Origin of the sequence: Serratia sp. BW106 (genome assembly GCF_002607755.1) — a bacterium.
Lineage (GTDB): Bacteria > Pseudomonadota > Gammaproteobacteria > Enterobacterales > Enterobacteriaceae > Serratia > Serratia proteamaculans.
This window is the reverse complement of sequence record NZ_MCGS01000020.1, coordinates 49001-72052: the sequence shown is the minus strand read 5'-3', so window position 1 is coordinate 72052 and position 23052 is coordinate 49001. Positions and strand designations below refer to the sequence as shown.

General features: G+C 54.1%; 23 protein-coding genes. 10 read left to right on the top strand and 13 right to left on the bottom strand.

The window, feature by feature from the left end; genetic code table 11:
* Positions 1 to 3: 3 nt before the first annotated feature.
* The 3 genes from BEI65_RS14295 to rfaQ are packed head-to-tail and all read right to left on the bottom strand — an operon-like array spanning position 4 to position 3310.
* Positions 4 to 1101, bottom strand: a complete 1098-nt coding sequence (locus BEI65_RS14295) for a glycosyltransferase (RefSeq protein WP_099063905.1) — start codon at positions 1099 to 1101, stop codon at positions 4 to 6.
* Positions 1102 to 1103: 2 nt separating this feature from the next.
* Complete coding sequence (locus tag BEI65_RS14290; protein WP_099063904.1) at positions 1104 to 2231, bottom strand: glycosyltransferase family 4 protein; 1128 nt, start codon at positions 2229 to 2231, stop codon at positions 1104 to 1106.
* Positions 2228 to 3310, bottom strand: coding sequence for a putative lipopolysaccharide heptosyltransferase III (gene rfaQ, locus BEI65_RS14285; RefSeq protein WP_099063903.1), 1083 nt, complete (start codon positions 3308 to 3310; stop codon positions 2228 to 2230). Before rfaQ ends, BEI65_RS14290 begins: the two co-directional genes overlap by 4 nt.
* Positions 3311 to 3521: 211 nt before the next feature.
* Here rfaQ and BEI65_RS14280 point away from each other — a divergent pair, with 211 nt between their 5' ends.
* The 3 genes from BEI65_RS14280 to waaB are packed head-to-tail and all read left to right on the top strand — an operon-like array spanning position 3522 to position 6687.
* Entirely contained in the window at positions 3522 to 4484 is a 963-nt protein-coding gene (locus BEI65_RS14280) for a polysaccharide deacetylase family protein (protein ID WP_099063902.1), read from the top strand.
* 4 nt (positions 4485 to 4488) lie between these two features.
* Entirely contained in the window at positions 4489 to 5577 is a 1089-nt protein-coding gene (locus tag BEI65_RS14275; RefSeq protein WP_099063901.1) for a glycosyltransferase family 9 protein, read from the top strand.
* A gap of 27 nt (positions 5578 to 5604) precedes the next feature.
* Positions 5605 to 6687 carry a lipopolysaccharide 1,6-galactosyltransferase gene (gene waaB, locus BEI65_RS14270; protein ID WP_099063900.1) on the top strand — a complete coding sequence of 361 codons (1083 nt, stop codon included), beginning with the start codon at positions 5605 to 5607 and terminating at the stop codon, positions 6685 to 6687.
* A 36-nt stretch (positions 6688 to 6723) separates the two neighbouring features.
* Here waaB and BEI65_RS14265 read toward each other — a convergent pair whose 3' ends face one another.
* The 5 genes from BEI65_RS14265 to rfaD are packed head-to-tail and all read right to left on the bottom strand — an operon-like array spanning position 6724 to position 11839.
* Complete coding sequence (locus tag BEI65_RS14265; RefSeq protein ID WP_099063899.1) at positions 6724 to 7941, bottom strand: O-antigen ligase; 1218 nt, start codon at positions 7939 to 7941, stop codon at positions 6724 to 6726.
* Positions 7929 to 8852, bottom strand: coding sequence for a glycosyltransferase family 2 protein (locus BEI65_RS14260; RefSeq protein WP_099063898.1), 924 nt, complete (start codon positions 8850 to 8852; stop codon positions 7929 to 7931). The genes BEI65_RS14265 and BEI65_RS14260 overlap by 13 nt, the downstream gene beginning before the upstream one ends.
* Position 8853: 1 nt before the next feature.
* Positions 8854 to 9837, bottom strand: a complete 984-nt coding sequence (rfaC, locus tag BEI65_RS14255) for a lipopolysaccharide heptosyltransferase RfaC (protein ID WP_099063897.1) — start codon at positions 9835 to 9837, stop codon at positions 8854 to 8856.
* Between the two features lie 2 nt (positions 9838 to 9839).
* Positions 9840 to 10886, bottom strand: a complete 1047-nt coding sequence (gene rfaF / locus BEI65_RS14250) for an ADP-heptose--LPS heptosyltransferase RfaF (protein ID WP_099063896.1) — start codon at positions 10884 to 10886, stop codon at positions 9840 to 9842.
* Between the two features lie 23 nt (positions 10887 to 10909).
* Positions 10910 to 11839 carry an ADP-glyceromanno-heptose 6-epimerase gene (gene rfaD, locus BEI65_RS14245; RefSeq protein WP_099063895.1) on the bottom strand — a complete coding sequence of 310 codons (930 nt, stop codon included), beginning with the start codon at positions 11837 to 11839 and terminating at the stop codon, positions 10910 to 10912.
* Between the two features lie 240 nt (positions 11840 to 12079).
* Here rfaD and kbl point away from each other — a divergent pair, with 240 nt between their 5' ends.
* Both kbl and tdh read left to right on the top strand, forming a co-directional pair.
* Complete coding sequence (gene kbl / locus BEI65_RS14240) at positions 12080 to 13276, top strand: glycine C-acetyltransferase (RefSeq protein WP_099063894.1); 1197 nt, start codon at positions 12080 to 12082, stop codon at positions 13274 to 13276.
* Between the two features lie 9 nt (positions 13277 to 13285).
* Positions 13286 to 14311 carry an L-threonine 3-dehydrogenase gene (gene tdh / locus BEI65_RS14235; protein WP_099063893.1) on the top strand — a complete coding sequence of 342 codons (1026 nt, stop codon included), beginning with the start codon at positions 13286 to 13288 and terminating at the stop codon, positions 14309 to 14311.
* 50 nt (positions 14312 to 14361) lie between these two features.
* Here the strand turns inward: tdh and BEI65_RS14230 are convergent, their stop codons facing one another.
* The 3 genes from BEI65_RS14230 to gpmM are packed head-to-tail and all read right to left on the bottom strand — an operon-like array spanning position 14362 to position 18218.
* Complete coding sequence (locus tag BEI65_RS14230; RefSeq protein WP_099063892.1) at positions 14362 to 15327, bottom strand: divergent polysaccharide deacetylase family protein; 966 nt, start codon at positions 15325 to 15327, stop codon at positions 14362 to 14364.
* Positions 15328 to 15329: 2 nt separating this feature from the next.
* Entirely contained in the window at positions 15330 to 16664 is a 1335-nt protein-coding gene (envC, locus tag BEI65_RS14225) for a murein hydrolase activator EnvC (protein ID WP_099063891.1), read from the bottom strand.
* A 9-nt stretch (positions 16665 to 16673) separates the two neighbouring features.
* Positions 16674 to 18218: a 2,3-bisphosphoglycerate-independent phosphoglycerate mutase gene (gpmM, locus tag BEI65_RS14220; protein WP_099063890.1), complete on the bottom strand. Its 1545-nt coding sequence runs from the start codon at positions 18216 to 18218 to the stop codon at positions 16674 to 16676.
* A gap of 300 nt (positions 18219 to 18518) precedes the next feature.
* On the opposite strand from gpmM, the gene BEI65_RS14215 reads away from it, so the two are divergent.
* The 5 genes from BEI65_RS14215 to cysE all read left to right on the top strand — a co-directional run bounded on the left by BEI65_RS14215 (position 18519) and on the right by cysE (position 21669).
* Entirely contained in the window at positions 18519 to 18953 is a 435-nt protein-coding gene (locus tag BEI65_RS14215; RefSeq protein ID WP_085120037.1) for a rhodanese-like domain-containing protein, read from the top strand.
* A gap of 28 nt (positions 18954 to 18981) precedes the next feature.
* Positions 18982 to 19230: a glutaredoxin 3 gene (gene grxC, locus BEI65_RS14210; RefSeq protein ID WP_012147490.1), complete on the top strand. Its 249-nt coding sequence runs from the start codon at positions 18982 to 18984 to the stop codon at positions 19228 to 19230.
* 59 nt (positions 19231 to 19289) lie between these two features.
* Entirely contained in the window at positions 19290 to 19760 is a 471-nt protein-coding gene (gene secB, locus BEI65_RS14205) for a protein-export chaperone SecB (RefSeq protein WP_012147489.1), read from the top strand.
* Positions 19760 to 20779: an NAD(P)H-dependent glycerol-3-phosphate dehydrogenase gene (gpsA, locus tag BEI65_RS14200; RefSeq protein ID WP_099063889.1), complete on the top strand. Its 1020-nt coding sequence runs from the start codon at positions 19760 to 19762 to the stop codon at positions 20777 to 20779. The genes secB and gpsA overlap by 1 nt, the downstream gene beginning before the upstream one ends.
* 68 nt (positions 20780 to 20847) lie before the next feature.
* Positions 20848 to 21669, top strand: a complete 822-nt coding sequence (gene cysE / locus BEI65_RS14195; protein ID WP_099063888.1) for a serine O-acetyltransferase — start codon at positions 20848 to 20850, stop codon at positions 21667 to 21669.
* Positions 21670 to 21735: 66 nt separating this feature from the next.
* Here cysE and BEI65_RS14190 read toward each other — a convergent pair whose 3' ends face one another.
* Positions 21736 to 22407 (bottom strand): DUF3313 domain-containing protein, encoded by a 672-nt coding sequence (locus BEI65_RS14190; protein WP_099063887.1) that lies wholly within the window; start codon positions 22405 to 22407, stop codon positions 21736 to 21738.
* Positions 22408 to 22559: 152 nt separating this feature from the next.
* A complete protein-coding gene (gene trmL / locus BEI65_RS14185) occupies positions 22560 to 23033 on the bottom strand; it encodes a tRNA (uridine(34)/cytosine(34)/5-carboxymethylaminomethyluridine(34)-2'-O)-methyltransferase TrmL (protein WP_085120033.1) in 474 nt (157 codons plus the stop codon).
* Positions 23034 to 23052: the final 19 nt, after the last annotated feature.

The window sequence follows — 23052 nt, the reverse complement described above, 5'->3', positions numbered from 1 at the left end:
TATTTATTTTTTGAGTGCCAAATACTGCTGACAAATAGGATTTAGCCCATAGCTCAGCAGCTGTTGGTGATTAATCTCCGGGGGGGTGGCATAAATTTCCGCCATTTTTTCCGCCAGTGACTTTTCATTAAGTTTCGCCAGCGCGTTATCCATTCCGGCTTTTTCCAGAATTTCCGTCGGCCCACCTGGGCAGCGAGTGCTGACTACCGGAGTGCCGCAGAGCAGCGCCTCCACCAACACGTTGCCAAAGCCTTCGCTGTCGGAGCTAAGTACCAGCAGAGATGCGTGCCGAATAAACGGATAAGGATTGGCCTGGAAGCCGAGGAACAACACGCGGTCTGCTATCCCCAACTGGCTTGCCAGCTGTTTCACTTCTCCTACGTTGGCTTCGCTGCCGGTGCCAATCAGCGCCAGTGGAGCCTGTATGCCCGATTGCGCATAGGCTTTCAGCAGGCGATCGTGCCGTTTGTGTGGATGAAAGCGCCCGACGTGCACCAGATAATCTTTACCTGCCAGCTCACAGGGTTCCGCCGCCTGCTGTTCGATGGCGGCAATATCAAACGGGTTGTTAATTACCGCCAGCCGATTTGGGATGATCGGCAGGTTCTGCTGTAAATCGTCTCCCACGGCTTTTGATACGGCAACGATATTTCTGCCTTGATAAACCGAGGCGATTTTCCGCTGTTTCAGCCAGCGATCAAGCCCCTTTCGATGGCCCAGATAGGAGGTCGACAGGATGCCGTGAATGCAAAACCACAGGCGGTCTGAAGAAAGCAACTGACTGCGGCTGACAATGCGATCGGTTTTATGCAGGTTGGAGAACACCAAATCATAGGTACCCTGTTGGCGTTCATTGTCGGCGATAGCCCGATCCAGCGCGGCGGCGCGGCGAGACAGTTCGGTCAGTTTACGCCATGGCGAGCGGCTGCTGTCCGCCACCACCTGATAGTGAATGCCTGAGGGGATCGGGTAGTTACAGACTTCGCGCAATGAAATCAGGCTGACGTCATGGCCCATTTGCTGCATACCCTGGCACAGGGTCAGCACCACTTTTTCTGCGCCTCCGCCTGGCAGGCCGTCGATAATCATCAGAATACGCATAGTTAATCCAGCAGCCGGTTATAAAGGGAGATCAACTGTTCCGACAGGTGTGCCGGGGTAGCCGACATAATACGCAATCTTGCTGCTTCGCCCATGGCGGAGCCCAAAGCCTGGCGCGGTAGCGCGGTGATCGCTGCGATCAGCGCGGGGACATCAAGGGCATCGGTCACGAAGCCATTTTCCCCCTGGGTGATAAATTCCGAGCCGCCGCAGGTGGTGCTGGTAATGACCGGCAGTCCGCAGGACATCGCTTCCAGGATAACGTTGGGAAACGGATCGTACAGTGTGGGCAGCAATAGGGCGTCGGCAGCCTGATAGAACGGCAGCGTTTGTTTTTGCACGCCCATAAACCGTAGCCGGTCGCTGCAACCCAGCGACTGGGCCAGCGCCTGATAACGTTTTTCAGCCTTATCCTTGCCCACCACCAACAGATAGCTATCGGTCGCTGCAACGGCACGGATGGCAGCGGCCAACCCTTTGCGCTCAAAACCAGAACCGACAAAAATCAGGCAGTGCGCCTGCTGCGGGATCTGGTATTGCTGACGTAGTTGCTGACGCAGTTCGGCATTGGCGGGCAGGAACTTTTGATTATCAATGGCGTTGTAGATCACCGTGATTTTATCGGCCGGTACTCCGAAGTCATCGATGATTTCCTGTTTGATCATTTCTGCATTGCAGATGACGGCTTTCAGCTCTGGCGCGGCGTACATCGCCCGTTCCGCACACATCACGTAACGGTGGTAGCGGTTGGAGAACAGCCACTTGCGACGCCATTCCGGTAGCAGGCGCGCCCGCTGCAGTAACCAGCGGCGATGGACGCCATCACCGGCACGGTAAATATCACAGCCGGGAATGCGCTCATGGCTCTGCACCAGATCGAAGTTTTCTTTCTGCCATAATGCTCTGGCTGCCTCGGCAAAGCCGCGTTCACGGCTGATGCGACCGAATTTTAGCGGATTACACAGGTGGATATGCCAGTTTGGATTGGCGTCACCCTGCCATTCGCGGGTGATAACGTTCAGATCGAGGTCCTGCTGTTCCAGCGCCTCAAGGGCGCGTGAGACGAAACGCTCAGCTCCACCGTCCGGGCGGTACTTTTGGCGAACGATCGCCAAACGAAATGCTTTCATGCCAGCGTGCTCCGCGCGGCTGTAATCACCGCGTCTGTAGGAATAAGGTCCAGATAACGTTCATCGGTGCCGGTATTGATGGCGTCAGGATCGGGTAAGTCGCCGTAGTCTCCGGCCCATATCACGTTGCCAATCACCTGCCAGGGGCGCCAGAACACCAGCTTGGAAGGGCCAAACAGAGCGATGCAGGGGGTCTGCAGCGCAGCGGCCATGTGCATGGGTACCGAATCTACACCGATAAACAGTTTAGCGTGGTCGATCAGGGCGGCCAGTTGTCGCAGTGTCAGTTGGCCGGCCAATGAAACTACGTCCTGCGGCGGACAGAGCGCCAGAATGCGCTCCACCATTTCACGTTCTTTTGCGTCCGGCCCGGAAGTGATCACCAACTGGTGGCCATCGGCCTGCAGTGCGCTGATGGTGGCCGCCATTTTTTCTTCGCTCCAGCATTTGAAGAACCAGCGGGAGGTGGGTTGTACCACAATAAAATCGCCGGTAATGCTTTGCTGCTGCAACAATTGTTCGCAGGCCTGCCAGTCCTGCTGCGAGTAGCTCATGGTCACCTGCTGGCTGAGGGCTGGCAGGCCGAGAGGTTGCAACAGCGACAGATTCTGTTCAACCGTATGCAACCGGGCGTGATCGCTCACCGGCACCAACTGCGTATGACAATAGCGCCATAAGAAACCCTGCCGTTTGGGAAAATCGAAACCCAGACGAATACGCGCGCCGGTCAGCTTGGCGAGGAGGGCACTGCGCCACTGATCGGCAAGATTGACCACCAGATCGTAACTTTGTGCTTTGAGCTGGCGGATCAGGTTAAGCTCATGGCGCAGGTGCGCTTTCGTCCCCTGCTTTTTCCACTGACGATCGATAACAAAGATATTCGACAGCGCCGGGTGGCTGGCCAGCATCTCCTGGGTTTCTTTATACAACAGTACGTCGATCTGCGCCTGCGGGTAGTTTTGCTGCAGGGTATTGATGACCGGTGTGATCAGCAACATATCGCCATGATGGCGAAGTTTAACGATCAAAATACGCTGTATCGAGGGATCAGGAGCTAGGGCTGGCGCGTCGTTCATCATGAGTCGCTTTCTGGGAAACCAATCTTTGATTCTAAATGACCCGATCGCATGTGGCTACTGTTGCTCGGTTTTCTTGCGGTGAAGTGAAAAAATAGTCTGGGGGAGTGACAAAAGGCCTTCAACGTTGTCCAAACCAGGCAGCAAAGTCGTTTGCCCTGGCGAAACGCCCTGCGTAACATAATGCATTCTATTGATATCAGGCTCGATATTTATGACTAAACCGGCGTTTCTCATCACCATTGATACCGAAGGCGATAATTTGTGGCAAAACCACGATCGCATTTCGACCGAAAACACGCGCTTTTTGCCGCGCTTTCAGACGCTGTGTGAGAAATATGGCTTTAAGCCGGTGTATCTCACCAACTATGAAATGGCGGTGGATGCAGAATATGTCGAGTTTGCCCGTGATGTGATAGCCCGTGGCTGCGGGGAGGTGGGGATGCACCTGCATGCCTGGAACAGCCCACCGCTGACGCCATTAACCGACGACGACTGGCGCCATAAGCCCTATCTGATCGAATACCCGGTCGATCAAATTCGCGCCAAGGTCGATCATATGACCAAATTGCTGGAAGACAGCTTCCAGACCAAGATGCTCAGCCATCGCGCCGGGCGCTGGGCGTTTAATGAATATTATGCGGCCTTGCTACTGGAATATGGTTATCAGGTGGATTGTTCGGTGACGCCGCGCGTTAACTGGCAATACTCACCGGGCAACCCGCAGGGCAACGGCGGCACCGACTATCGCCACTTCCCATCGCAGGCCTATTTTATCGATCCGGAAAATATCGCCAGGGCGGGCTCCTCATCGCTACTGGAAGTGCCTATGAGTATCCAGTATAAGCATTCGGCGCTGATGAATACGCTAAAGCAGGGTTACGATAGCCTGCGTGGCAAACGGCGCTCACCGTCGGTCAACTGGCTGCGGCCAAGCGGCGGCAATCTGGAAAAAATGAAGTTGGTGGCTGAGCGCTGTCTGGCTCAGGGCCATGACTACGTTGAATTTATGCTGCACTCGTCCGAGTTTATGCCCGGCGGTAGCCCGACCTTTAAAACGCAGCAGGATATCGAAGTGTTATATCGTGATTTGGAGCAGCTTTTTGCCTGGCTGCAGCAGCGCACGGTGGGCATGACGCTGGCCGAGTATTATCAGAATAAGAGTCTCTCTGAGTAGCGCTATGAAAATCAAAAAACTGAAGTATGCCCATTGGTTTTTGACTGTTTACAATTTGCTTTTCGGTAATATCAAACCAAAATCGACGCTGCGGCCCGATCATGAATTCAAGCGTATCGTGGTGTATTCTACGACGGCATTGGGTGATTTTATGTTCAACACCCCCGCAATGAGAGCCGTGCGACGGCGTTATCCTGATGCTCATATCACTTTGGTAGCCGGCACGATAAATTATGGCATGGTTAAAGATTACGCCTGCTTTGATGACGTGATTTTCTGGGATAATAAATTCAGAGAAATGCGCCAGGCCGTAGTCGAGATCAAAAAAAGAAAGCCTGAACTGGCTGTCATCTTACATGCGCATCTGCCTTACGACATTATTAGTGCAGCGCTTGCCGGTTGTCAGTATATCCTCCGTGACAATTATCTGACTCTGCCAAAAGGTATAGATTCCTGGGTGCACAACTGCTCACTGAATTTCACCGGGCATCTGATACAACGCAAACTGGATCTGATGAAATTCATTGGTGGGGATACCACCGATGTGGAGATGGAGATCCCTTGCCAATTCGAAAAGTTGCCCCGGCGGCCTGGGCATATCCGGATAGGGTTCAATATGGGGGCTTCCAGCCCTGAACGTTGCTGGCCGGTTGCTTATTTCTCTGAATTAGCCACCAGGCTAATTAGCCAGCATAAGAATGTTGAAGTGGTGGTTATCGGTTCTCCGGCGGATAGTCTGCTGGAAAGTCAGTTTATGGCGGGTGTGGAGCCGGAAGCACAGCCTCAAATTACCAGCTTTGTGGGGAAAACTTCTTTACCGCAACTGCTTGGGGTGATTGATTCTCTGGATGTGTTAGTGACGGGGGATACGGGCCCATTACATCTGGCCGTCGCGCTAAAGGTGCCTACGCTCAGTCTGTTTGTAACGGCCAAGCCGCGGTTTACTGGTCCCTATCAAAATCGAGAGCTGCACCAGGTGATCGATCTTTCAGATGACTATGACGGCTCCACTGACACGCCGTTGGCAATCATTCCCGTCACACGTGTTTATGCCATGCTGGAAAATATGGGTATAATTTCGGCTTCGCAATGACCCTGTGTAAATATCGATAAGGTCTGAATGAACATTATCATAACCGGCTACTCCCTCGGTGGTTACGGTGGAATGGAAACCGTATGCAAAAGGTTGGTGAAGCTTATTGCTGAAAACCAACCCGAGACGAACGTGAAATTCATCTTCTTCAATGAAAGAAAAGAGGTGAACGAGGACTGGTATGCGGGGATGGATGTCGTAACGGTTTCCTCTTCTGTCCACAATACCAAGTTAAGGCGGTTGCACTTTGCCTGCTCACTGTCGTGTTTCCTGCGCAGGAACAAACCGGACCTGATTATCTCACTGGATACTCTCTCCTGTTATATTGCCAATATGGCAAGAAAATTTACCTTTGGTAAATATCCGATTGTTTCCTGGCTGCATTTCTCACTTTACGACCTTTATAAATATACCTATATCCTGAAGGCTGATGCTCATCTGGTGATCAGCAACGGCATTAATCGTCAGGTTCAAGAATTGGGTGTAAAAGAGGGCGATGTTTATACGATATTTAATCCCGTGGGGAAAACAGAAGAGACTATTGCCTTCAGCAGTTCGCCGGCCAATTTTATTTATATTGGACGCGTTATTTTTGAAGGACAAAAGAGGCTGAAGGACCTGCTGGACTCTCTGGTTGGGCTGCGAGGAGAGTGGCAATTACACGTGGTAGGCAGCGGTGATGATCGGGTTCGGTGCCAACAATATGCTGAGGCGTTAGGTATTAGCGCCCGCGTGATATGGCATGGCTGGCAGGCGCAACCCTGGCCGTATGTGAAAGATAATATAGGTAATTTGAAGGCGCTAGTGCTCACCTCCGCGTTTGAAGGTTTGCCAATGACGCTGCTTGAGGCAATGGCCCATGGGGTTTTCTGTGTCAGTTCGAATTGCCCAACAGGGCCGGCGGATGTGATTAACGATTTCAATGGCCGCTTGTATGACGTCGGTGATATCACACAACTCGCGGCTACTCTGCAGGCGTTGATCGACGGGCGTATCACCGCCGATCAGGCGAAGATTAAGAGCTCCATTGCCAGGTTCTATGACGAGAGCTACTACCGTGGCTTTGCCCACGCCATACAGCATATCTTGGAAAAGCAGGCTGGGAAGTAAAGAGACCGACGCTGGCAGGCAGCGTCGGTAGATACCCTATTTGGTGTGCGGTTCCAACGTTTTCTTGGCAAACAACCCAATGCAGACCATAAAGAACAGTAGTGATTCTGAGCTGATGAGCAGGACGTCAGACAGACCGTAAACAATCATGCAGCAGCCAATCATCAATAACGGCGTGTTCTTTTGTCTTACAGCCAGAGTGAGGGTGTAGGCATAGAAGAAAAGAACGGTTAACAGGCCAACAATCCCTTGCAACGAGGCGGCTTCGAGCAGCTCATCATGCAGGTGTGAGTCGATGTAAACCATCGCGGTTTTGTTCTTCGGATCATGAGTAATGATCTCTGCCGCCTGTGCATGGCGTGCTTCAACGGTATTACCATAGGGGTGTTGAGAGAATATATTCAAACCGACGCTCCATAATGAGAAGCGTGATCCCAACGAGGAGAAGTCATCACCCTGCTGGTAAAGTGTGATTTCCGTACTGGTTTGTTCAATCTTGGGTTTGATGTACTTTTCGTAAGATGCCGTTATGCCTAATCCGATCAAAACCAGGGCGATCAGCAAAGATTTGAGGTGGATTTTACGATAATGGAACAGCACCATCAGCATAATCAGTACCGGGTGTGAAAGTATCGCCGCACGGGTTCCCGTCATGATAATAATCAGAAAGGAAATAATGAACACTGCAGCGGATGCCAGAGCATAGCCGGTGGAAATATGCTTGGTCTTTATTAGCAGGTAAATTAGCAGTAACGATAATGTGGAGTAAATATAGGCTGCAATGGTGGCGCGGTTGGTACTCATGGCGATGCGATCAATGCCGTGGTAGATCTGATAAAGGCCATAAGCGGTAGAAAGTAAAAATGCCAGCACGAAAGTTGCCAATAGATATCGGCGATAATTTAAGCTGAGCAGATAGGGTGAAAATTGCGTGATATAGAAAATGAGGATGCCACTAACAACCAGTTTTTTTCCTGCATCTAACTGTGTCGCGCCGAGCCCATAATCTGGGGCATGACGATACAAAAACAATGTCCAGACAACTTTAACCAATCCAATCAATATGATGGCATAGGAAATATCCATTTTTGGCAAACGAATATTTTTTCTTTCGAAGAAAAGACCAAACATCGCCACATAAAAGGAAAAGTAAAAAAACTCACGTTGTTTCGCAGTGATGAGCAATGCGAATACGATGGATAACATAGCCAGTGTAAGGCTGGTAAGGTATAGTTTTTTCCCTATCTTTTCCATAATGACTCTGCGGCTTTTCTTTTGTAGCTTAATCGTATAGATGGGTTTAGAAAGAAACCGATCCTGTGGGTATCGCGTATTTTTTTATCGAGAATAACCAACTGTTCCGGTGAGGTGATCCACTGCTTTTGTTTTAGTTGAAGATCCAGCCAGTGACACAAAACCAGATCGTGAAACTTATCACCGAAGATCACATCCATTCTTTCAGTACAAACAAAAAGATTGTGCATTTTTTCTGTGGAAGGGGAGTTAGACAAACTGGCGCTGCGCTTTATATACAGGTAATGACTCTCTCGTGAGAAAACGATCGTTTTAGATTGGGTTAACAAGCTTGGGAAGACATAAAAATCTTCGTAGCAGGTAAAGGCCGGTATCGGCGATGCCTGTAAAAGAGGGCGCTTGATAAACTGTCCGATAAGGTGCGCCTGGAAATCTTTATGATTCAAAAAACGAACGATAGCCTCATCGACGGACAACGGTTCCGGTCGTAACCCTTTCCAGGTTTTATCCACCGCAGCAAGATCATGCACTTCATGCAGTTTAGTTAGCAACAGGTCGGGATCCTTTGCCTCCAGAAAGGCCATAACTTCTTGAAGAGAATCTCTTTTGAGCAGGTCATCACTATCGAGCATGGTGATGTAATCGCCATTACTGTTAGCGATAGCGAAGTTGCGTACTTTGCCAATATTTTTGAATTCAACGTGGAAATAGCCAGCTTGCGGTATGGCATGTGCGAAATCTGTCAGAAGAGCGGCGGTATCGTCTGTGGAGGCATCGTTCACCAGAATGATTTCACATTTTGTGATGGAATTACCCAAGGCCTCGAGCAGGCTACGCAGAGTGTCCTTTAGGTAATTTCCGCTGTTGTGTGCAGCAATGATAATGCTGAGCAATATTTTCTGCGTCGGCATGTTATGCGTCGTCCTTATTGCTCAGAAGAGGACGTAGCAGTGTCATCACATGGTCTGCGCTGATATCTGCCATTTTATTACCTGTCTGGGGACGGCAGGCAAACTGATTCTGACCATAACCGCCGATCAATCCTGGATCGGTAGGGCCGAACAGCGTGATATTCGGCCTGTCGAGCGCGGCGGTCAGGTGGCTGAGGCCGGTATCAACCGAGACCACGGCTTTTGCGCCCGCCAGTACTTCGGCCACCTGTTGCAGGCTGAGTTTGGGTAAAACCTCAACCTGTGGGAAGCCTTCCGCCAAACGCAATGCGCGCTGACGTTCGTGCTCCGCGCCCCACGGCAGTTTAATCTTCATTCCGCTCGCTGCAGTCAACGCAATCAGGTCGCGCCAGTGCTCTTCCGGCCAGTGTTTCTCGTCGCGGGTCGTGGCGTGCAAAAACACCAGATACTGCCCGGCATCGGCCGGAAGATGGCTGAGAAAGCGGGCCGCAACGGCATAATCACCGTAGCTGTCCGGCTTGTCATAGCCCAGGCTTTTGGCGAATAGCTCACGTGTGCGTTCTACGGCATGCTGTTGTTTGTCGATATCATGGCGATGGTTATAAAACCAGCTGGCGAAAGGTTCGCGGGCGCTTTTGCTGTCCTGGCCATGCTTGCTGCCTTTGGCGATGCGGGTGATCAGCGCGGCGCTTTTGATTAGCCCCTGCGCATCGATCACTACGTCATAGTCGCGTTCCTGCACCACACGTTTAAAGTCGCAACGCTGTTGGCGGGTTTCGCTACCAAACCAGTTTTTGCGCCAGCGGCGGATCGCCACCGGGATCACGCGGTCCACTGCCGGATGCCAGGTGGGAATTTGGCTGAAACCTTCCTCTACCACCCAATCAAAGCGGATGCCGGGGATTGCCCGCATCGCGTCGGTCAACGCCGGCAGCGTATGGAGCACATCTCCCATGGAGGAAGTTTTAACAATCAACACCTGCATGCTTATTCCTCGCTGGCGGCAAGTAACGGCGTCAGCGCGTCCAACACCTGCTGGGGCTGAATATCGATCAGGCTCTGATGGTATCCCTGATCGGCATCACCTTTGCGTATCTTATGGTAACCGCTTATTAAGCGGATCACTTTGGCTTTGTTGGACAGCGGCGGCGTGAAATCCGGGCTGCTTGGGCCGTACAAGGCGATCAGCGGCTTGTTCAATGCCGCAGCGACGTGCATCAGGCCGGAATCGTTACTGACCACGGCCGAACAGGAAGCCAGCAGGATCACCGCTTGCTCAAGCTGGGTTTCCCCGGCGAGATTCATGCAGAAGCTGCGGGAATCATCATCCAGTGCGGCCCGGATCTGCTCGCCCGCTTCATTATCTTTGGCGGAACCAAACAGGGCGATTTGATAACCCTGGTCAATCAGCTTTTGGGCCAGCGTGGCGTAGTGGTAGTGCGGCCACCGTTTGGCCGGGCCAAATTCTGCGCCTGGGCAAAAGCCGATAATCGGCCGATGATCGGTCAGATTGAAGGCGGCGGTGGTTTCGGCAATTTCTTCGTCGCTGACCTGCAGTTGCGGCCATAACAGAGGCTGTGGCAGGTCTTCGGCGCGCTGAATGCGTTGCTTGTCGTAGGCAAGGGCTACGTAACGTTGCACCATCAGTGGAAAGGCGGTTTTGTCCAGCAGGCGAATATCATTCAACAGGCCATAGCGCATTTCACCTCGCCAGCCGGTACGTTGCGGCACCTTGGCAAAGAAGGGCACCAGCGCGGATTTGAATGAGTTCGGCAGCACATAGGCGCGATCGTAACCGTTGGTTCGCAGGGCATGCCCCAGCCGCCGACGTTCACCGAGCGCCAGCGCACCGTGGCCCAAGGGCATAGACAGTGCCTGATTGACTTCCGGCATTCGCGCCAGTAATGGACGGCACCAGGCCGGCGCCATCACATCAATTTCTGCCGTCGGGTGCTCGGCCTTCAGGGTGCGGTAGAGACTTTGCGACATCATCATATCGCCAACCCAAGAAGGGCCGATAACCAGTATTTTCATACCCTACGTTAAATCCCTTCTGCTTAAGCGGTGCGGTTCAACCAGGCCATGTACTCTTTCACGCCCTCGGCGACCGTTTTAAACGGTGCGTCATAGCCGGCGGCGCGCAGCTTGGTCAGATCGGCCTGGGTAAACGCCTGGTAGCGGCCCTTCAGCTTTTCCGGGAACGGGATATTTTCTACCGCACCTTTCTGGTGGAAGTCGACCACGGCATCGGCTACCGCCTGGAAGGTTTCCGCACGGCCGGTGCCGCAGTTGAAGATGCCGGACACGCCGCTTTTCAAGAACCACAGGTTGACTGCCGCCACGTCGCCGACGTAGATAAAGTCACGTTTGAAGTCCTGGCTGCCGTCGAACAGTTTTGGGCTTTCGCCGCGGTTGATCTGACCGTTCAGGTGGAACGCCACGCTGGCCATACCGCCTTTGTGACCTTCACGTGGGCCGTAAACGTTGAAGTAACGGAAGCCGCAAATTTGTGACTCTACCTGCGGAAGGATTTCGCGCACATACTGGTCGAACAGGAATTTTGAGTAGCCGTAGACGTTCAGTGGCTCTTCAAATTGGCGCTCTTCAATAAACTCTTCACGGCCGCCGTAGGTGGCTGCGGATGAGGCATACAGGAACGGAATTTCGCGATCCAGGCAGTAGTGCAACAGGTCTTTGGAGTACTGATAGTTATTGTCCATCATGTACTTGCCGTCCCACTCGGTGGTGGAAGAGCAGGCACCCTCATGGAAGATCGCGTCGATTTCACCCAGATCGTCACCGGCGATGATGTTGGCGATGAAATCTTCTTTATCGATATAGTCGGCGATGTCGAGATCGACCAGGTTGGCGAATTTGGTGCCGTCTTTCAGGTTATCTACCACCAGGATATCGCGATACCCTGTGTCATTCAGCGCTTTAATGATATTGCTGCCGATCATGCCGGCGCCGCCAGTGACGATAATCATTGGGTTACCCCTGTTATTCTACCCGGTGGGACACAGTGCCCCACGCTCAATGCTGCTTATAATAGCATTTCATGTCGTCGCAAACATCGGACGGGCTCTGAATATCCCGCGATGTCGAGCTCCGCAGCACTTTGCCGTGATATCTGCTGCAATTTTCATATTCTCTCCCGCAGATTCTCGTCAGTTTGGTTACAAATCAGTAAAATATGTTGAAAACAGACCAATCCTGGAGATAACCGAATGTCCGCGTCTTTTTATCAGCAGTTGGAACAACAACTTGAGACCACCCGTAGTGAAGGGTTGTTCAAAGAAGAACGCATCATTATCAGCGCTCAGCAGGCAGATATTGCCGTTGCTGATGGTCGCCATGTGATCAACTTCTGTGCCAACAACTATCTTGGTCTGGCTAACCACCCGGCGATGATCGCAGCGGCCAAGGCCGGTATGGACAGCCATGGTTTCGGTATGGCGTCGGTGCGCTTTATCTGCGGCACCCAGGACAGCCATAAACAGTTGGAACAAAAGCTGGCCGATTTCCTGGGGATGGAAGACGCCATCCTTTACTCCTCCTGCTTCGACGCTAACGGCGGGTTATTCGAAACCCTGCTGGGCCCGGAAGACGCGATTATCTCCGATGCGTTGAACCATGCTTCTATCATTGACGGCGTTCGTCTGTGCAAGGCGAAACGTTATCGCTATGCCAACAACAACATGACCGAACTGGCTGCACAGCTGGAGCAGGCCAAGGCCGACGGCGCGCGCCACATTATGATCGCCACCGACGGCGTATTCTCAATGGACGGCGTGATTGCCAACCTGAAAGGGGTGTGCGACCTGGCTGACCAATATCAGGCGCTGGTGATGGTGGATGATTCCCATGCGGTGGGTTTTGTCGGCGCTAATGGGCGTGGTACCCACGAATATTGCGAAGTGATGGGCCGCGTCGACATCATTACCGGTACCCTGGGCAAGGCGCTGGGTGGGGCTTCCGGCGGTTATACCGCAGCAAAAAAAGAAGTGGTGGAGTGGCTGCGCCAGCGTTCGCGCCCTTATCTGTTCTCCAACTCACTGGCGCCAGCTATTGTCGCCGCTTCGATTAAAGTCTTGGAACTGCTGGAGCAGGGGGACGCGCTGCGCGATCGCCTGTGGGCCAATGCGAGTCTGTTCCGTGAAAAAATGACCGCGGCGGGCTTTGAGCTGGCCGGGGCCGATCACGCCATCATCCCCGTGATGTTGGGTGAAGCAAAACTGGCGCAGGATTTCGCCAATGCGTTGCTCAAGGAAGGCATCTATGTGACAGGTTTCTTCTATCCGGTGGTGCCGAAAGGCCAGGCGCGCATCCGCACCCAGATGTCCGCCGATCACACCCCGGAGCAAATTGAACGTGCAATTGCTGCGTTCATTCGTATCGGTAAAGATCTTGGCGTTATTGCATAAGGTAAAACCATGAAAGCATTGTCAAAACTGAAAGCGGAAGAAGGGATTTGGATGACCGATGTGCCTCAGCCGGAGCTGGGCCATAACGACATCATGATTAAAATCCGTAAAACTGCGATCTGCGGTACCGATGTTCATATCTATAACTGGGATGAATGGTCACAGAAAACCATTCCGGTCCCTATGGTGGTCGGCCATGAATATGTCGGTGAAGTGGTTGCCATCGGTCAGGAAGTCAAAGGCTTCAGCGTGGGCGACCGCGTTTCCGGTGAAGGCCATATTACCTGCGGCCATTGCCGTAACTGCCGTGGTGGCCGTACGCACCTGTGCCGTAACACCACCGGCGTGGGCGTGAACCGTCCAGGCTCCTTTGCTGAATATCTGGTGATCCCGGCGTTTAACGCCTTCAAGATCCCGGATAACATTTCCGATGAGCTGGCATCTATCTTCGACCCGTTCGGCAATGCGGTGCACACCGCGCTGTCGTTTGATCTGGTTGGCGAAGACGTGCTGGTTTCCGGTGCCGGGCCGATCGGCATCATGGCGGCGGCAGTGTGTAAGCACGTAGGCGCTCGCCATGTGGTGATCACTGACGTTAACGAATACCGTTTGGATCTGGCGCGCAAAATGGGCGTGACCCGTGCGGTAAACGTCAGCAAAGAGAATCTGACTGACGTGATGGCCGAACTGGGCATGACCGAAGGCTTTGACGTCGGGCTGGAAATGTCCGGTGCGCCACCGGCGTTCCGTTCGTTGCTCAACGCGATGAACCACGGCGGACGCATTGCCATGTTGGGTATTCCGCCGTCGGATATGTCGATCGACTGGAATCAGGTGATATTCAAAGGACTGTTTATCAAAGGGATTTACGGCCGCGAGATGTTTGAGACCTGGTACAAGATGGCTGCGCTGATCCAGTCGGGTCTGGATCTGACACCTATCATCACCCACCGTTTCTCCGTTGACCAGTTCCAGCAGGGCTTTGACGCCATGCGTTCCGGCCAGTCCGGTAAAGTGATTCTGAGCTGGGATTAGTTTTAAGTTGCTGCTTAGGTGTAAAAAGGGCCGGAATTCCGGCCCTTTTTTTATGCTTTGGGTTTGTCTGGTGTTGAGTCTGTCCAGCGTTGCCACTGGCGTTTGATAAAGGTGACGGCTGGCGACTGCGTCACGCTTTCGCCGATCACGCCTATCGCCTTGCTGGCGTTGACTTTTTCCTTCGGCAACTTGACCTTACACTGTTTGATACCGCCGGTGAACGGGTTCTTCGGCTGTGGTTTCGTTGGCTTGACCGGTGGTGGGACGTAATTGCCACCGCTGCTGCTGCCCTGCGGCTCATTCAGCAGTGAGCTCGGTTTCACCAGCACAATATCGGCCGGCAGCGTCGGCAGCATTTGCTGTAACACTCTTACCGTCGCCGGGCGCGGGTGACCAATGGCTATGGCTGAACCATTACGTCGTGCCAACTCGACCGCGCGGTTGAACTGGCGGCGAATATCGGCTTCGTTGGCGGTATCGTCCAGGAACACCTTACGTTTGATCACCTTCACGTGCGTGCCGGCTGCCGCGCGGGTGGCCTGGCTGTTGCCGATGGTCATACTGTCGAGGAAATAGAGCTGGTAGCTGTCGAGTGCCTGCATCACTTTCTGCATGGCTGGCAGGCTGGAAGTCATGGCGCTGCCCATATGGTTATTCATACCCACCGCGTAGGGCACATTATTGACCGCATTGCGGATAATGCGCTGGATCTCTTCGCTGCTCATCGAAGGCTGCAGCGTATCACGCTCCAGCGGTTGCTTGCTGAGCGGTGCCATTGGCATGTGGATCAGCACTTCGCGACCCTGACTGTGGGCGCGGGTGGCCATTAAATGGGCATGAGGAGCATTGGGCAGTACGGCAACGGAAATCGCCGTCGGCATCTGCAGCACGGCGCCTTCTTCATGCGGCCGGTAGCCGACGTCATCAATAACGATGGAGAGTTTTCCTGCCTGTGCGGCGCAAACTTGCAGCAGACAGCCAATCAATACGGCAGTGCGGATTTTGATATAGCGCAAATCTATCTTCCCAACCACGGTAGTGGGTTAACGGCCTGACCCTGGCGACGAATTTCGAAATAGAGCGACGGCGTTCCCTGGCCCCCGCTGGTACCCACCAAGGCGATTGGCTGACCGGCGCGTACCTGCGCCCCGACGTTGACCAACGCACTTTGGTTATAGCCATACAGGCTCATGTCACCCTTACCGTGTTCGATGACGACAACCAGACCATAGCCCTGCAGCCAGTCGGCCAGCAATACACGGCCATCGGCGATGGCTTTCACTTCGCTGCCTTCGGAGGCCGAGATCACCATGCCTTTCCAGCGTAACTCGCCTTGCAGCTGTTCGCCAAAACCATGCAGAGTGCGGCCGCGCACCGGCCATATTGCCTGCCCATTCGGTCGGCCGAGGCCACCGGTACGGGCCATCAGCGAGCGGTCGGCTTCGCTTGGCTTATAACTGGTGCCGGTTTTCTTCGCCTGCTGTTCTTTGACGCGAACCTGCTCGCGCACCTTGGCGGCTTCACGGGCTTCGCGTTCCGCGCGGGCGCGGGCTTCACGCTCGGCCCGGGCGATCTTGTCGCGCATGCGGGTTTCGTTCTGGCGCAGTTCTACCAGACGCTGCTGGTCTTTTTCCAGCGAGGCTTCCAGTGCGGTCAGCGTTTTCTTACGTGCACCGCGTGCCTGCTCCAGCTTCTGTTGCTGTGTCTGCTGTTCGCCGAGCAGCGATTTCTGTTGGCCTTGCTTGGCGACCAGCGTGGTTTTTTGCTTCGCCAGTTCGGCGCGGGTTTGTTTCAGCTCTTCAATCGTTTGCTGGCGCGCTTCGTTCAGATAGCCGAAGTAAGCCAAAATGCGCTCGCTGCGCTGGCTTTCTTCACCACTGAGCACCAACTGTACGGCACTGTGCTGGCCCTGCCGGAAGGCGGCATCCAATTGTTTGGCTAGGATTTCTTGCTGGGTAGATTGCTGCTTTTGCAGCTTGGCGATTGAGGCATTCAGGCCGGAGATGTCTTTCCCCAACTGGCTCAATGTGCCCTGGGTGTCACGCAGCAGGCGACTGGCTTGCGCGATGGTTTTTTCTTGCTGCCTGAGCTGGTCCTGCAGTGAGCTGCGCTGTTGCTGCTGCTGTTTAACCGCCTTTTCTTTCTCGGCGATGCTCTGCTGGATGTCTTTGAGCTGGGATTTGTTGTCTTCCGCCGCCTGGCTGGCTAACGGCAACAACAAGACGCCAGCGTAAAATACGCTGGCGCACATGGTGGTCAACTTCCTTGGCGCGGTGCGTTCAGGCAGCGGCTGGCTGCCTGTGTTTGCGCTTCGGGTTACCCTTGATAGTGCAAAAAACGCCTTTTCCCTCATGGAGAAGGATTATTCCACGATGAACAGCGGCTTACCAGTCATCTCTTGCGGGATTTCCATTCCCATCAGCGTCAGCATGGTCGGCGCGATGTCCGAAAGCTTGCCGCCATTGACTGCGCTGGCAGGCTTGCCGATATAAATCAGCGGGACTGGCAGGCTGGTGTGAGCGGTATGCGCCTGGCCGGTGGCCGGATCGCGCATTTGTTCAGCGTTGCCGTGGTCGGCAGTGATCAGCAACTGTCCGTCGGCGGCCTTGACCGCCTCGACCACCTGGGCGATACAGTTATCCAGTGTTTCTACCGCTTTTACCGCCGCGTCGTAAACGCCGGTGTGACCTACCATGTCGCCATTCGGGTAGTTGCAGATAATGGCGTCGTACTTGCCGCTGCCAATGGCGGTCAGCAGCTTATCGGTCAGTTCGGCGGCGCTCATTTCCGGCTGCAGATCGTAGGTAGCGACCTTCGGTGAGTTGACCAGCACGCGATCTTCGCCGGTGAACGGTTCTTCAACACCGCCGTTATAGAAGAAGGTGACGTGGGCGTATTTTTCGGTTTCCGAGATGCGCAGCTGGGTCTTGTCGTGTTTCATCAACCATTCGCCGAAGGTATTGCTCAACGACGCCGGCGGATAGGCGCAAGGAGCTTTGATGTCGGCGGCATACTCGGTCAGCATCACGAAATCACCAAAATGGATGACTTTGGCGCGTGGGAAACCGTCGAAATCAGCATTGACGAAGGAGCGGACGATCTGGCGTGCACGGTCAGCACGGAAATTCATGAAAATCAACGCGTCGCCGTCATGCAGCTCGGCAGAGGCTTCACCGGCGGCTTGCAGCACGGTCGGCTTGACGAACTCGTCGTTTTCACCGCGCTCGTAGGCGGCCTGCAAGGCGGTAACGGCGTTATCGGCCACGAAGTCACCCTTGGCCTGGGTCAGCAGATCGTAGGCCAGTTGCACGCGGTCCCAACGGTTGTCGCGGTCCATGGCGTAATAACGGCCAATCAGCGATGCGATGCGCCCGGTGCCCAGTTTGGCAAAGGCGTCGATGAAATGTTGCAGCGATTTTTCTGCGCTGCGGGGTGGAGTATCGCGACCATCCAGGAACGCGTGCAGGTAAACGGCTTTGGCACCGCGCTGTGAAGCCAGCTCAATCATCGCCAGAATGTGATCTTCGTGGCTGTGCACGCCGCCCGGCGACAGCAGGCCCATGATATGCACTGCTTTACCCGCCTGAACAGCCTTGTCGACCGCCGCCGTCAGCGTTGGGTTGGCGAAGAAATCGCCTTCTTTGATTTCTTTATCCAGTCGCGTCAGGTCTTGATAAACGATGCGCCCGGCACCCAGGTTGACGTGGCCGACTTCCGAGTTGCCCATCTGGCCGTCAGGCAGGCCGACATCCAGCCCGGACGCGGCGATCAGCGTATGTGGCTGCTGTTGCCACAGGCGGTCCATCACCGGCGTTTTGGCGTTCAGAATGGCGTTGTCCTGTTGTTCCTCGCGGTGGCCGTAACCGTCCAGGATCACCAGTACCATCGGCTTTTTGTTACTCGACATTGCGTTAACCTCGTTATGAACTTTATAAGTTGTGAATAGCCATTGGTCCATGGTCAGGCTAATGGCTATTCACTCTCAAAACCGTCTGATTTTACAACGTGGCCGGTTAAAAAGAGCCCAGAGAGATCAAAGTTGCGGTGAACAAGGCCGGCTTTTATGCTGTGGCACCGCGAATTTCTCAGCGTAGCCCGCAGTTTCTGCAATAGCGCTTGCTTATTGGCTGTATTTGCTGCACTCGGCAGGTATACTCTGGAACCTTGAGTTATTTTTTCCCTTAACTGACGGGAGTTGTTACACCCCATGCTGCAAGAAATTATGCAATTCGTTAGCAAGCATCCCATACTGAGCCTGGCCTGGATCGCCCTGCTGGTTGCGGTGATCGTCATGACGTTCAAGAGCAGTTTCTCCAAGGTGAAAGAGATCACCCGTGGTGAAGCCACCCGCCTGATTAATAAAGAAGATGCCGTTGTGGTTGATACCCGCAGCCGTGATGATTTCCGCCGAGGCCACCTGGCCAACGCCATCAACCTGACCGCCAGCGAAATCAAAAGCGGCAGTCTGGGCGAGTTGGAAAAACACAAGGCTCAGCCGATCATCGTGGTTTGTGCCAACGGCACCACTTCTCGCGAGCCGGCAGATAATCTGAGCAAAGCCGGTTTTGAAAACGTAGTTACGCTGAAAGACGGTATTGCCGGCTGGAGCGGGGAAAACCTGCCGCTAGTACGCGGTAAGTAATTCTTTAACGTATTTGAGGTGGTAATCCATGGCTAACATTGATATCTACACCAAAGCGACCTGCCCGTTCTGCCATCGCGCCAAGGCGCTGCTGAACAGCAAGGGCGCTGCGTTTAACGAAATCGCCATTGATGGTGATAATGAAAAACGCGAAGCGATGATTGCGCGCAGTGGGCGCACCACCGTGCCTCAGATTTTCATCGACGGCCAACACATTGGCGGCTGTGATGATTTATATGAACTCGATGCTCGTGGTGGTCTGGATCCGCTGCTTTAAGCGGGCGACTGCCGGTTACTGAGTGTCAATAAGGACGTTTAACCAAGGGTATTACACACATGTCAGAACAAAACAGCACCGAGATGGCTTTCCAGATCCAGCGTATTTATACCAAGGATATCTCCTTCGAAGCACCAAAGGCTCCGCAGGTTTTCCAGCAGGAATGGCAGCCAGAAGTTAAACTGGATCTAGATACCGCTTCCAGCCAGCTGGCTGACGAAGTGTATGAAGTTGTACTGCGCGTAACCGTGACTGCGTCCCTGGGCGAAGAAACTGCGTTCCTGTGTGAAGTGCAGCAGGCGGGTATCTTCTCCGTAGCGGGCATCGACGGCACGCAGCTGGCGCATTGCCTGGGTGCATACTGCCCGAACATTCTGTTCCCGTATGCGCGTGAGTGCATCACCAGCCTGGTTTCTCGCGGTACATTCCCGCAGTTGAACCTGGCACCGGTTAACTTTGACGCGCTGTTCATGAACTATCTGCAGCAGCAGTCCGAAGGCGAAGGTGCCGCACCACATCAGGATGCCTGATGAACACCGTCAATGCTTCAATGACCGTAATCGGTGCCGGCTCGTACGGCACCGCATTAGCCATTACGCTGGCGCGTAATGGCCACTCCGTGGTGCTGTGGGGCCATAACCCCGAGCAGATCCAAAAGATGCAGCACGACCGCTGCAACCAGGCATTTCTTCCTGACGTAGCTTTCCCCGATACGCTGTTGCTTGAAGCCGATCTGGCGCGCGCGCTGGCTGCCAGCCGCGATGTGCTGGTGGTGGTACCAAGCCATGTGTTCGGCGATGTGCTGCGTCAGTTGAAACCGCATCTGCGCCCGGATGCCCGCATTGTGTGGGCGACCAAAGGGCTGGAAGCGGAAACTGGCAGGCTGTTGCAGGACGTGGCGCGTGAAGCGCTGGGCGAGGCTATTCCGCTGGCGGTGGTCTCTGGACCGACGTTTGCCAAAGAGCTGGCCGCCGGGCTGCCAACCGCGATTGCGCTGGCTTCTACCGATGCGCAGTTCGCCGAAGACCTGCAGCAGTTGCTGCACTGCGGCAAAAGTTTCCGGGTTTACAGTAACCCCGATTTTATCGGCGTGCAGCTGGGCGGGGCGGTGAAGAACGTGATTGCCATCGGTGCCGGGATGTCAGACGGTATCGGTTTTGGTGCCAATGCGCGTACTGCACTGATTACCCGTGGCCTGACGGAAATGACCCGCCTCGGCTCTGCGCTGGGTGCGGACCCATCGACCTTCATGGGCATGGCCGGGTTGGGCGATCTGGTATTAACCTGCACCGATAATCAATCGCGCAACCGCCGTTTCGGTATTATGCTGGGGCAAGGTAAAGGCGTGCAAGAAGCGCAGGACAGCATCGGTCAGGTGGTCGAGGGCTATCGCAATACCAAAGAAGTTTTGGCATTAGCGCAACGCTACGGTGTGGAAATGCCGATTACCGAACAGATTTACCAGGTGCTGTATTGCCATAAAAATGCCCGGGAAGCTGCGCTGAGCCTGCTAGGGCGCACCAGAAAAGACGAAAAACACAGCGCATAACCTATGAATTGGGCTGCCTGATCGCAATGCGGTGAGGCGGCCTGTTTTGCAAGGCGGAGAGGAACCTGATGTCGTCAGAAGAGTTAGAGCAGGTCTGGAATAGCATCAAATCAGAGGCGAGAGAGCTGGCTGAGTGTGAACCGATGCTGGCTAGCTTTTATCATGCGACGTTGCTCAAGCACGACAACCTGGGTGGTGCGCTCAGCTATATTCTGGCAAACAAGTTGGCTAACCCGATTATGCCCGCCATTGCGGTGCGTGAAGTGGTGGAGGATGCCTACCTGGCCGATCAGCAAATGATCGCTTCAGCGGCACAGGACATCCTGGCGGTGCGCCTGCGCGACCCGGCAGTAGACAAGTACTCAACGCCGCTGCTGTACCTGAAAGGCTTCCACGCCCTGCAGGCTTACCGTATTGGCCACTGGTTGTGGCTGCAGGGGCGGCAGGCGTTGGCAATTTATCTGCAGAACCAGATTTCGGTCGCCTTCGGCGTAGATATCCATCCGGCGGCGACCATCGGTTGCGGCATCATGCTTGACCATGCGACCGGCATTGTGATCGGTGAAACCGCGGTGGTCGAAAACAACGTATCTATTCTGCAGTCGGTCACTCTTGGTGGTACCGGCAAGACCAGCGGCGATCGTCATCCGAAGATCCGCGAGGGTGTAATGATTGGCGCCGGGGCTAAGATTCTCGGCAATATCGAAGTGGGTAAAGGCGCGAAAATTGGTGCCGGCTCGGTGGTGCTGCAATCGGTGCCGCCACATACCACGGCTGCCGGGGTGCCTGCGCGTATTGTCGGTCGACCGGAAAGCGATACGCCATCGATGGATATGGATCAGTACTTTAACGGCACCAACCACGGCTTTGAGTACGGCGACGGTATTTAAGCTGGCGGGTTGTTAAAGAATACAATCAGGGGAGCTTCGGCTCCCCTGATGCTTTCTGGCGCGGAGTTAACCTTGTTTCGGGAACGCTACGGTATCAGCGACCATTTGATCGATTGCCGCTTTGACTTGTGCTTCCGTTACCGGTGCGCTGTCGTTGCTGACGGTTTCACCGTAGCTCTTGCGAACAACCTCAAGCACTGTCTTGCCGGTGTCTTGATCAATCAATTGCGCTTCCAGGAACAGGGTGGTGTTTTGCGTCCGGTGGCCCGTCGCGGCCATCGTACTGGCCACCACAGCGGCAACCGGCACCACCTCATAGAATTTCATGTCTTCATCTTCGGCGGATACGGCGGTGATCGCCACCTTGGCCAGCAATACGCGAGAACCCGTTGGGCTCTTAAGTACGGTTGTGCGCTCGGCTATCGCTTTTCTCATACTTTGGTCGGTGTAGTTTCTAATTTTGTCCAGTGTCTGCTGGCTGACGCGCGCGGTAGGTTTCGCCACCGGGTAATAGACTACCGGGGCAACATATACACCCCGGTAGTTGGATTCTTTAAAGTTAGGATCGATCCAACGCAGCGTTGTATGTCCGCTTGGTGAGCTGGTTTCCTGCAGTTTGCTGTAGTCCGGCAGGAAGCCTGAGTACTGCTCTGTTTTTGTTACTTTGGATGCACAACCCGCCAGCAACAGGCCAGCTGCCAGTACCGCTATGGCAACGCTCAAGCGTTGTTTTTTCATACGATTTCCTATGATGAGTGCCGATAACCCTTACAAAACATAGCTCATTATCTTCTGCTACAGCGAATGTTTTCAGCGCCGGGCGTGCCATGTTTCAGAGCGACTTATCAGGATCGTGATGTGCGGCTTGTTTTTACCTGTGCTGTTCTTGGTCAGGGCTTGATCAGGGCACCCGCGTAGTCCAGCTGCCGCCAGGCTTCATACACCACCACGGCTACGGCATTAGACAGGTTCATGCTGCGGCTTTGTGCCTGCATCGGGATGCGAATTTTCTGCTGCGCAGGCAGGGCTTCGAGGATCTCGGCTGGCAGCCCGCGGGTTTCGGGACCGAACAACAGGTAGTCGCCGGCCTGATAGCTGACTGCACTGTGTGCCGGGGTGCCTTTGGTGGTCAGGGCAAACAGCCGCTGCGGATTTTCGCTGGCGATAAAGGCGGCGTAATCGGCGTGTCGTTGGATACTGGCGAATTCATGATAATCCAGCCCGGCGCGGCGCAGGCGTTTGTCATCCCACGGGAAACCCATAGGTTCTATCAGGTGCAGTTGAAAACCGGTATTGGCGCACAGGCGGATGATATTGCCGGTATTGGGTGGAATTTCGGGTTCGAATAAAACAATGTTCAGCATGTAAAAAGCCCCTCATGAC

Coding starts and splice junctions, on each gene's coding strand:
- BEI65_RS14275 (WP_099063901.1), top strand. CDS start 4,489: ATGAAAATCAAAAAACTGAAGTATGCCCATTGGTTTTTGACTGTTTAC.
- secB (WP_012147489.1), top strand. CDS start 19,290: ATGTCAGAACAAAACAGCACCGAGATGGCTTTCCAGATCCAGCGTATT.
- BEI65_RS14280 (WP_099063902.1), top strand. CDS start 3,522: ATGACTAAACCGGCGTTTCTCATCACCATTGATACCGAAGGCGATAAT.
- kbl (WP_099063894.1), top strand. CDS start 12,080: ATGTCCGCGTCTTTTTATCAGCAGTTGGAACAACAACTTGAGACCACC.
- cysE (WP_099063888.1), top strand. CDS start 20,848: ATGTCGTCAGAAGAGTTAGAGCAGGTCTGGAATAGCATCAAATCAGAG.
- grxC (WP_012147490.1), top strand. CDS start 18,982: ATGGCTAACATTGATATCTACACCAAAGCGACCTGCCCGTTCTGCCAT.
- rfaD (WP_099063895.1), bottom strand. CDS start 11,839: ATGATTATCGTCACTGGCGGCGCCGGCATGATCGGCAGCAATATCATT.
- gpsA (WP_099063889.1), top strand. CDS start 19,760: ATGAACACCGTCAATGCTTCAATGACCGTAATCGGTGCCGGCTCGTAC.
- tdh (WP_099063893.1), top strand. CDS start 13,286: ATGAAAGCATTGTCAAAACTGAAAGCGGAAGAAGGGATTTGGATGACC.
- rfaF (WP_099063896.1), bottom strand. CDS start 10,886: ATGAAAATACTGGTTATCGGCCCTTCTTGGGTTGGCGATATGATGATG.
- rfaQ (WP_099063903.1), bottom strand. CDS start 3,310: ATGATGAACGACGCGCCAGCCCTAGCTCCTGATCCCTCGATACAGCGT.
- rfaC (WP_099063897.1), bottom strand. CDS start 9,837: ATGCAGGTGTTGATTGTTAAAACTTCCTCCATGGGAGATGTGCTCCAT.
- BEI65_RS14215 (WP_085120037.1), top strand. CDS start 18,519: ATGCTGCAAGAAATTATGCAATTCGTTAGCAAGCATCCCATACTGAGC.
- gpmM (WP_099063890.1), bottom strand. CDS start 18,218: ATGTCGAGTAACAAAAAGCCGATGGTACTGGTGATCCTGGACGGTTAC.
- envC (WP_099063891.1), bottom strand. CDS start 16,664: ATGAGGGAAAAGGCGTTTTTTGCACTATCAAGGGTAACCCGAAGCGCA.
- trmL (WP_085120033.1), bottom strand. CDS start 23,033: ATGCTGAACATTGTTTTATTCGAACCCGAAATTCCACCCAATACCGGC.
- BEI65_RS14265 (WP_099063899.1), bottom strand. CDS start 7,941: ATGGAAAAGATAGGGAAAAAACTATACCTTACCAGCCTTACACTGGCT.
- BEI65_RS14295 (WP_099063905.1), bottom strand. CDS start 1,101: ATGCGTATTCTGATGATTATCGACGGCCTGCCAGGCGGAGGCGCAGAA.
- BEI65_RS14260 (WP_099063898.1), bottom strand. CDS start 8,852: ATGCCGACGCAGAAAATATTGCTCAGCATTATCATTGCTGCACACAAC.
- BEI65_RS14290 (WP_099063904.1), bottom strand. CDS start 2,231: ATGAAAGCATTTCGTTTGGCGATCGTTCGCCAAAAGTACCGCCCGGAC.
- BEI65_RS14190 (WP_099063887.1), bottom strand. CDS start 22,407: ATGAAAAAACAACGCTTGAGCGTTGCCATAGCGGTACTGGCAGCTGGC.
- waaB (WP_099063900.1), top strand. CDS start 5,605: ATGAACATTATCATAACCGGCTACTCCCTCGGTGGTTACGGTGGAATG.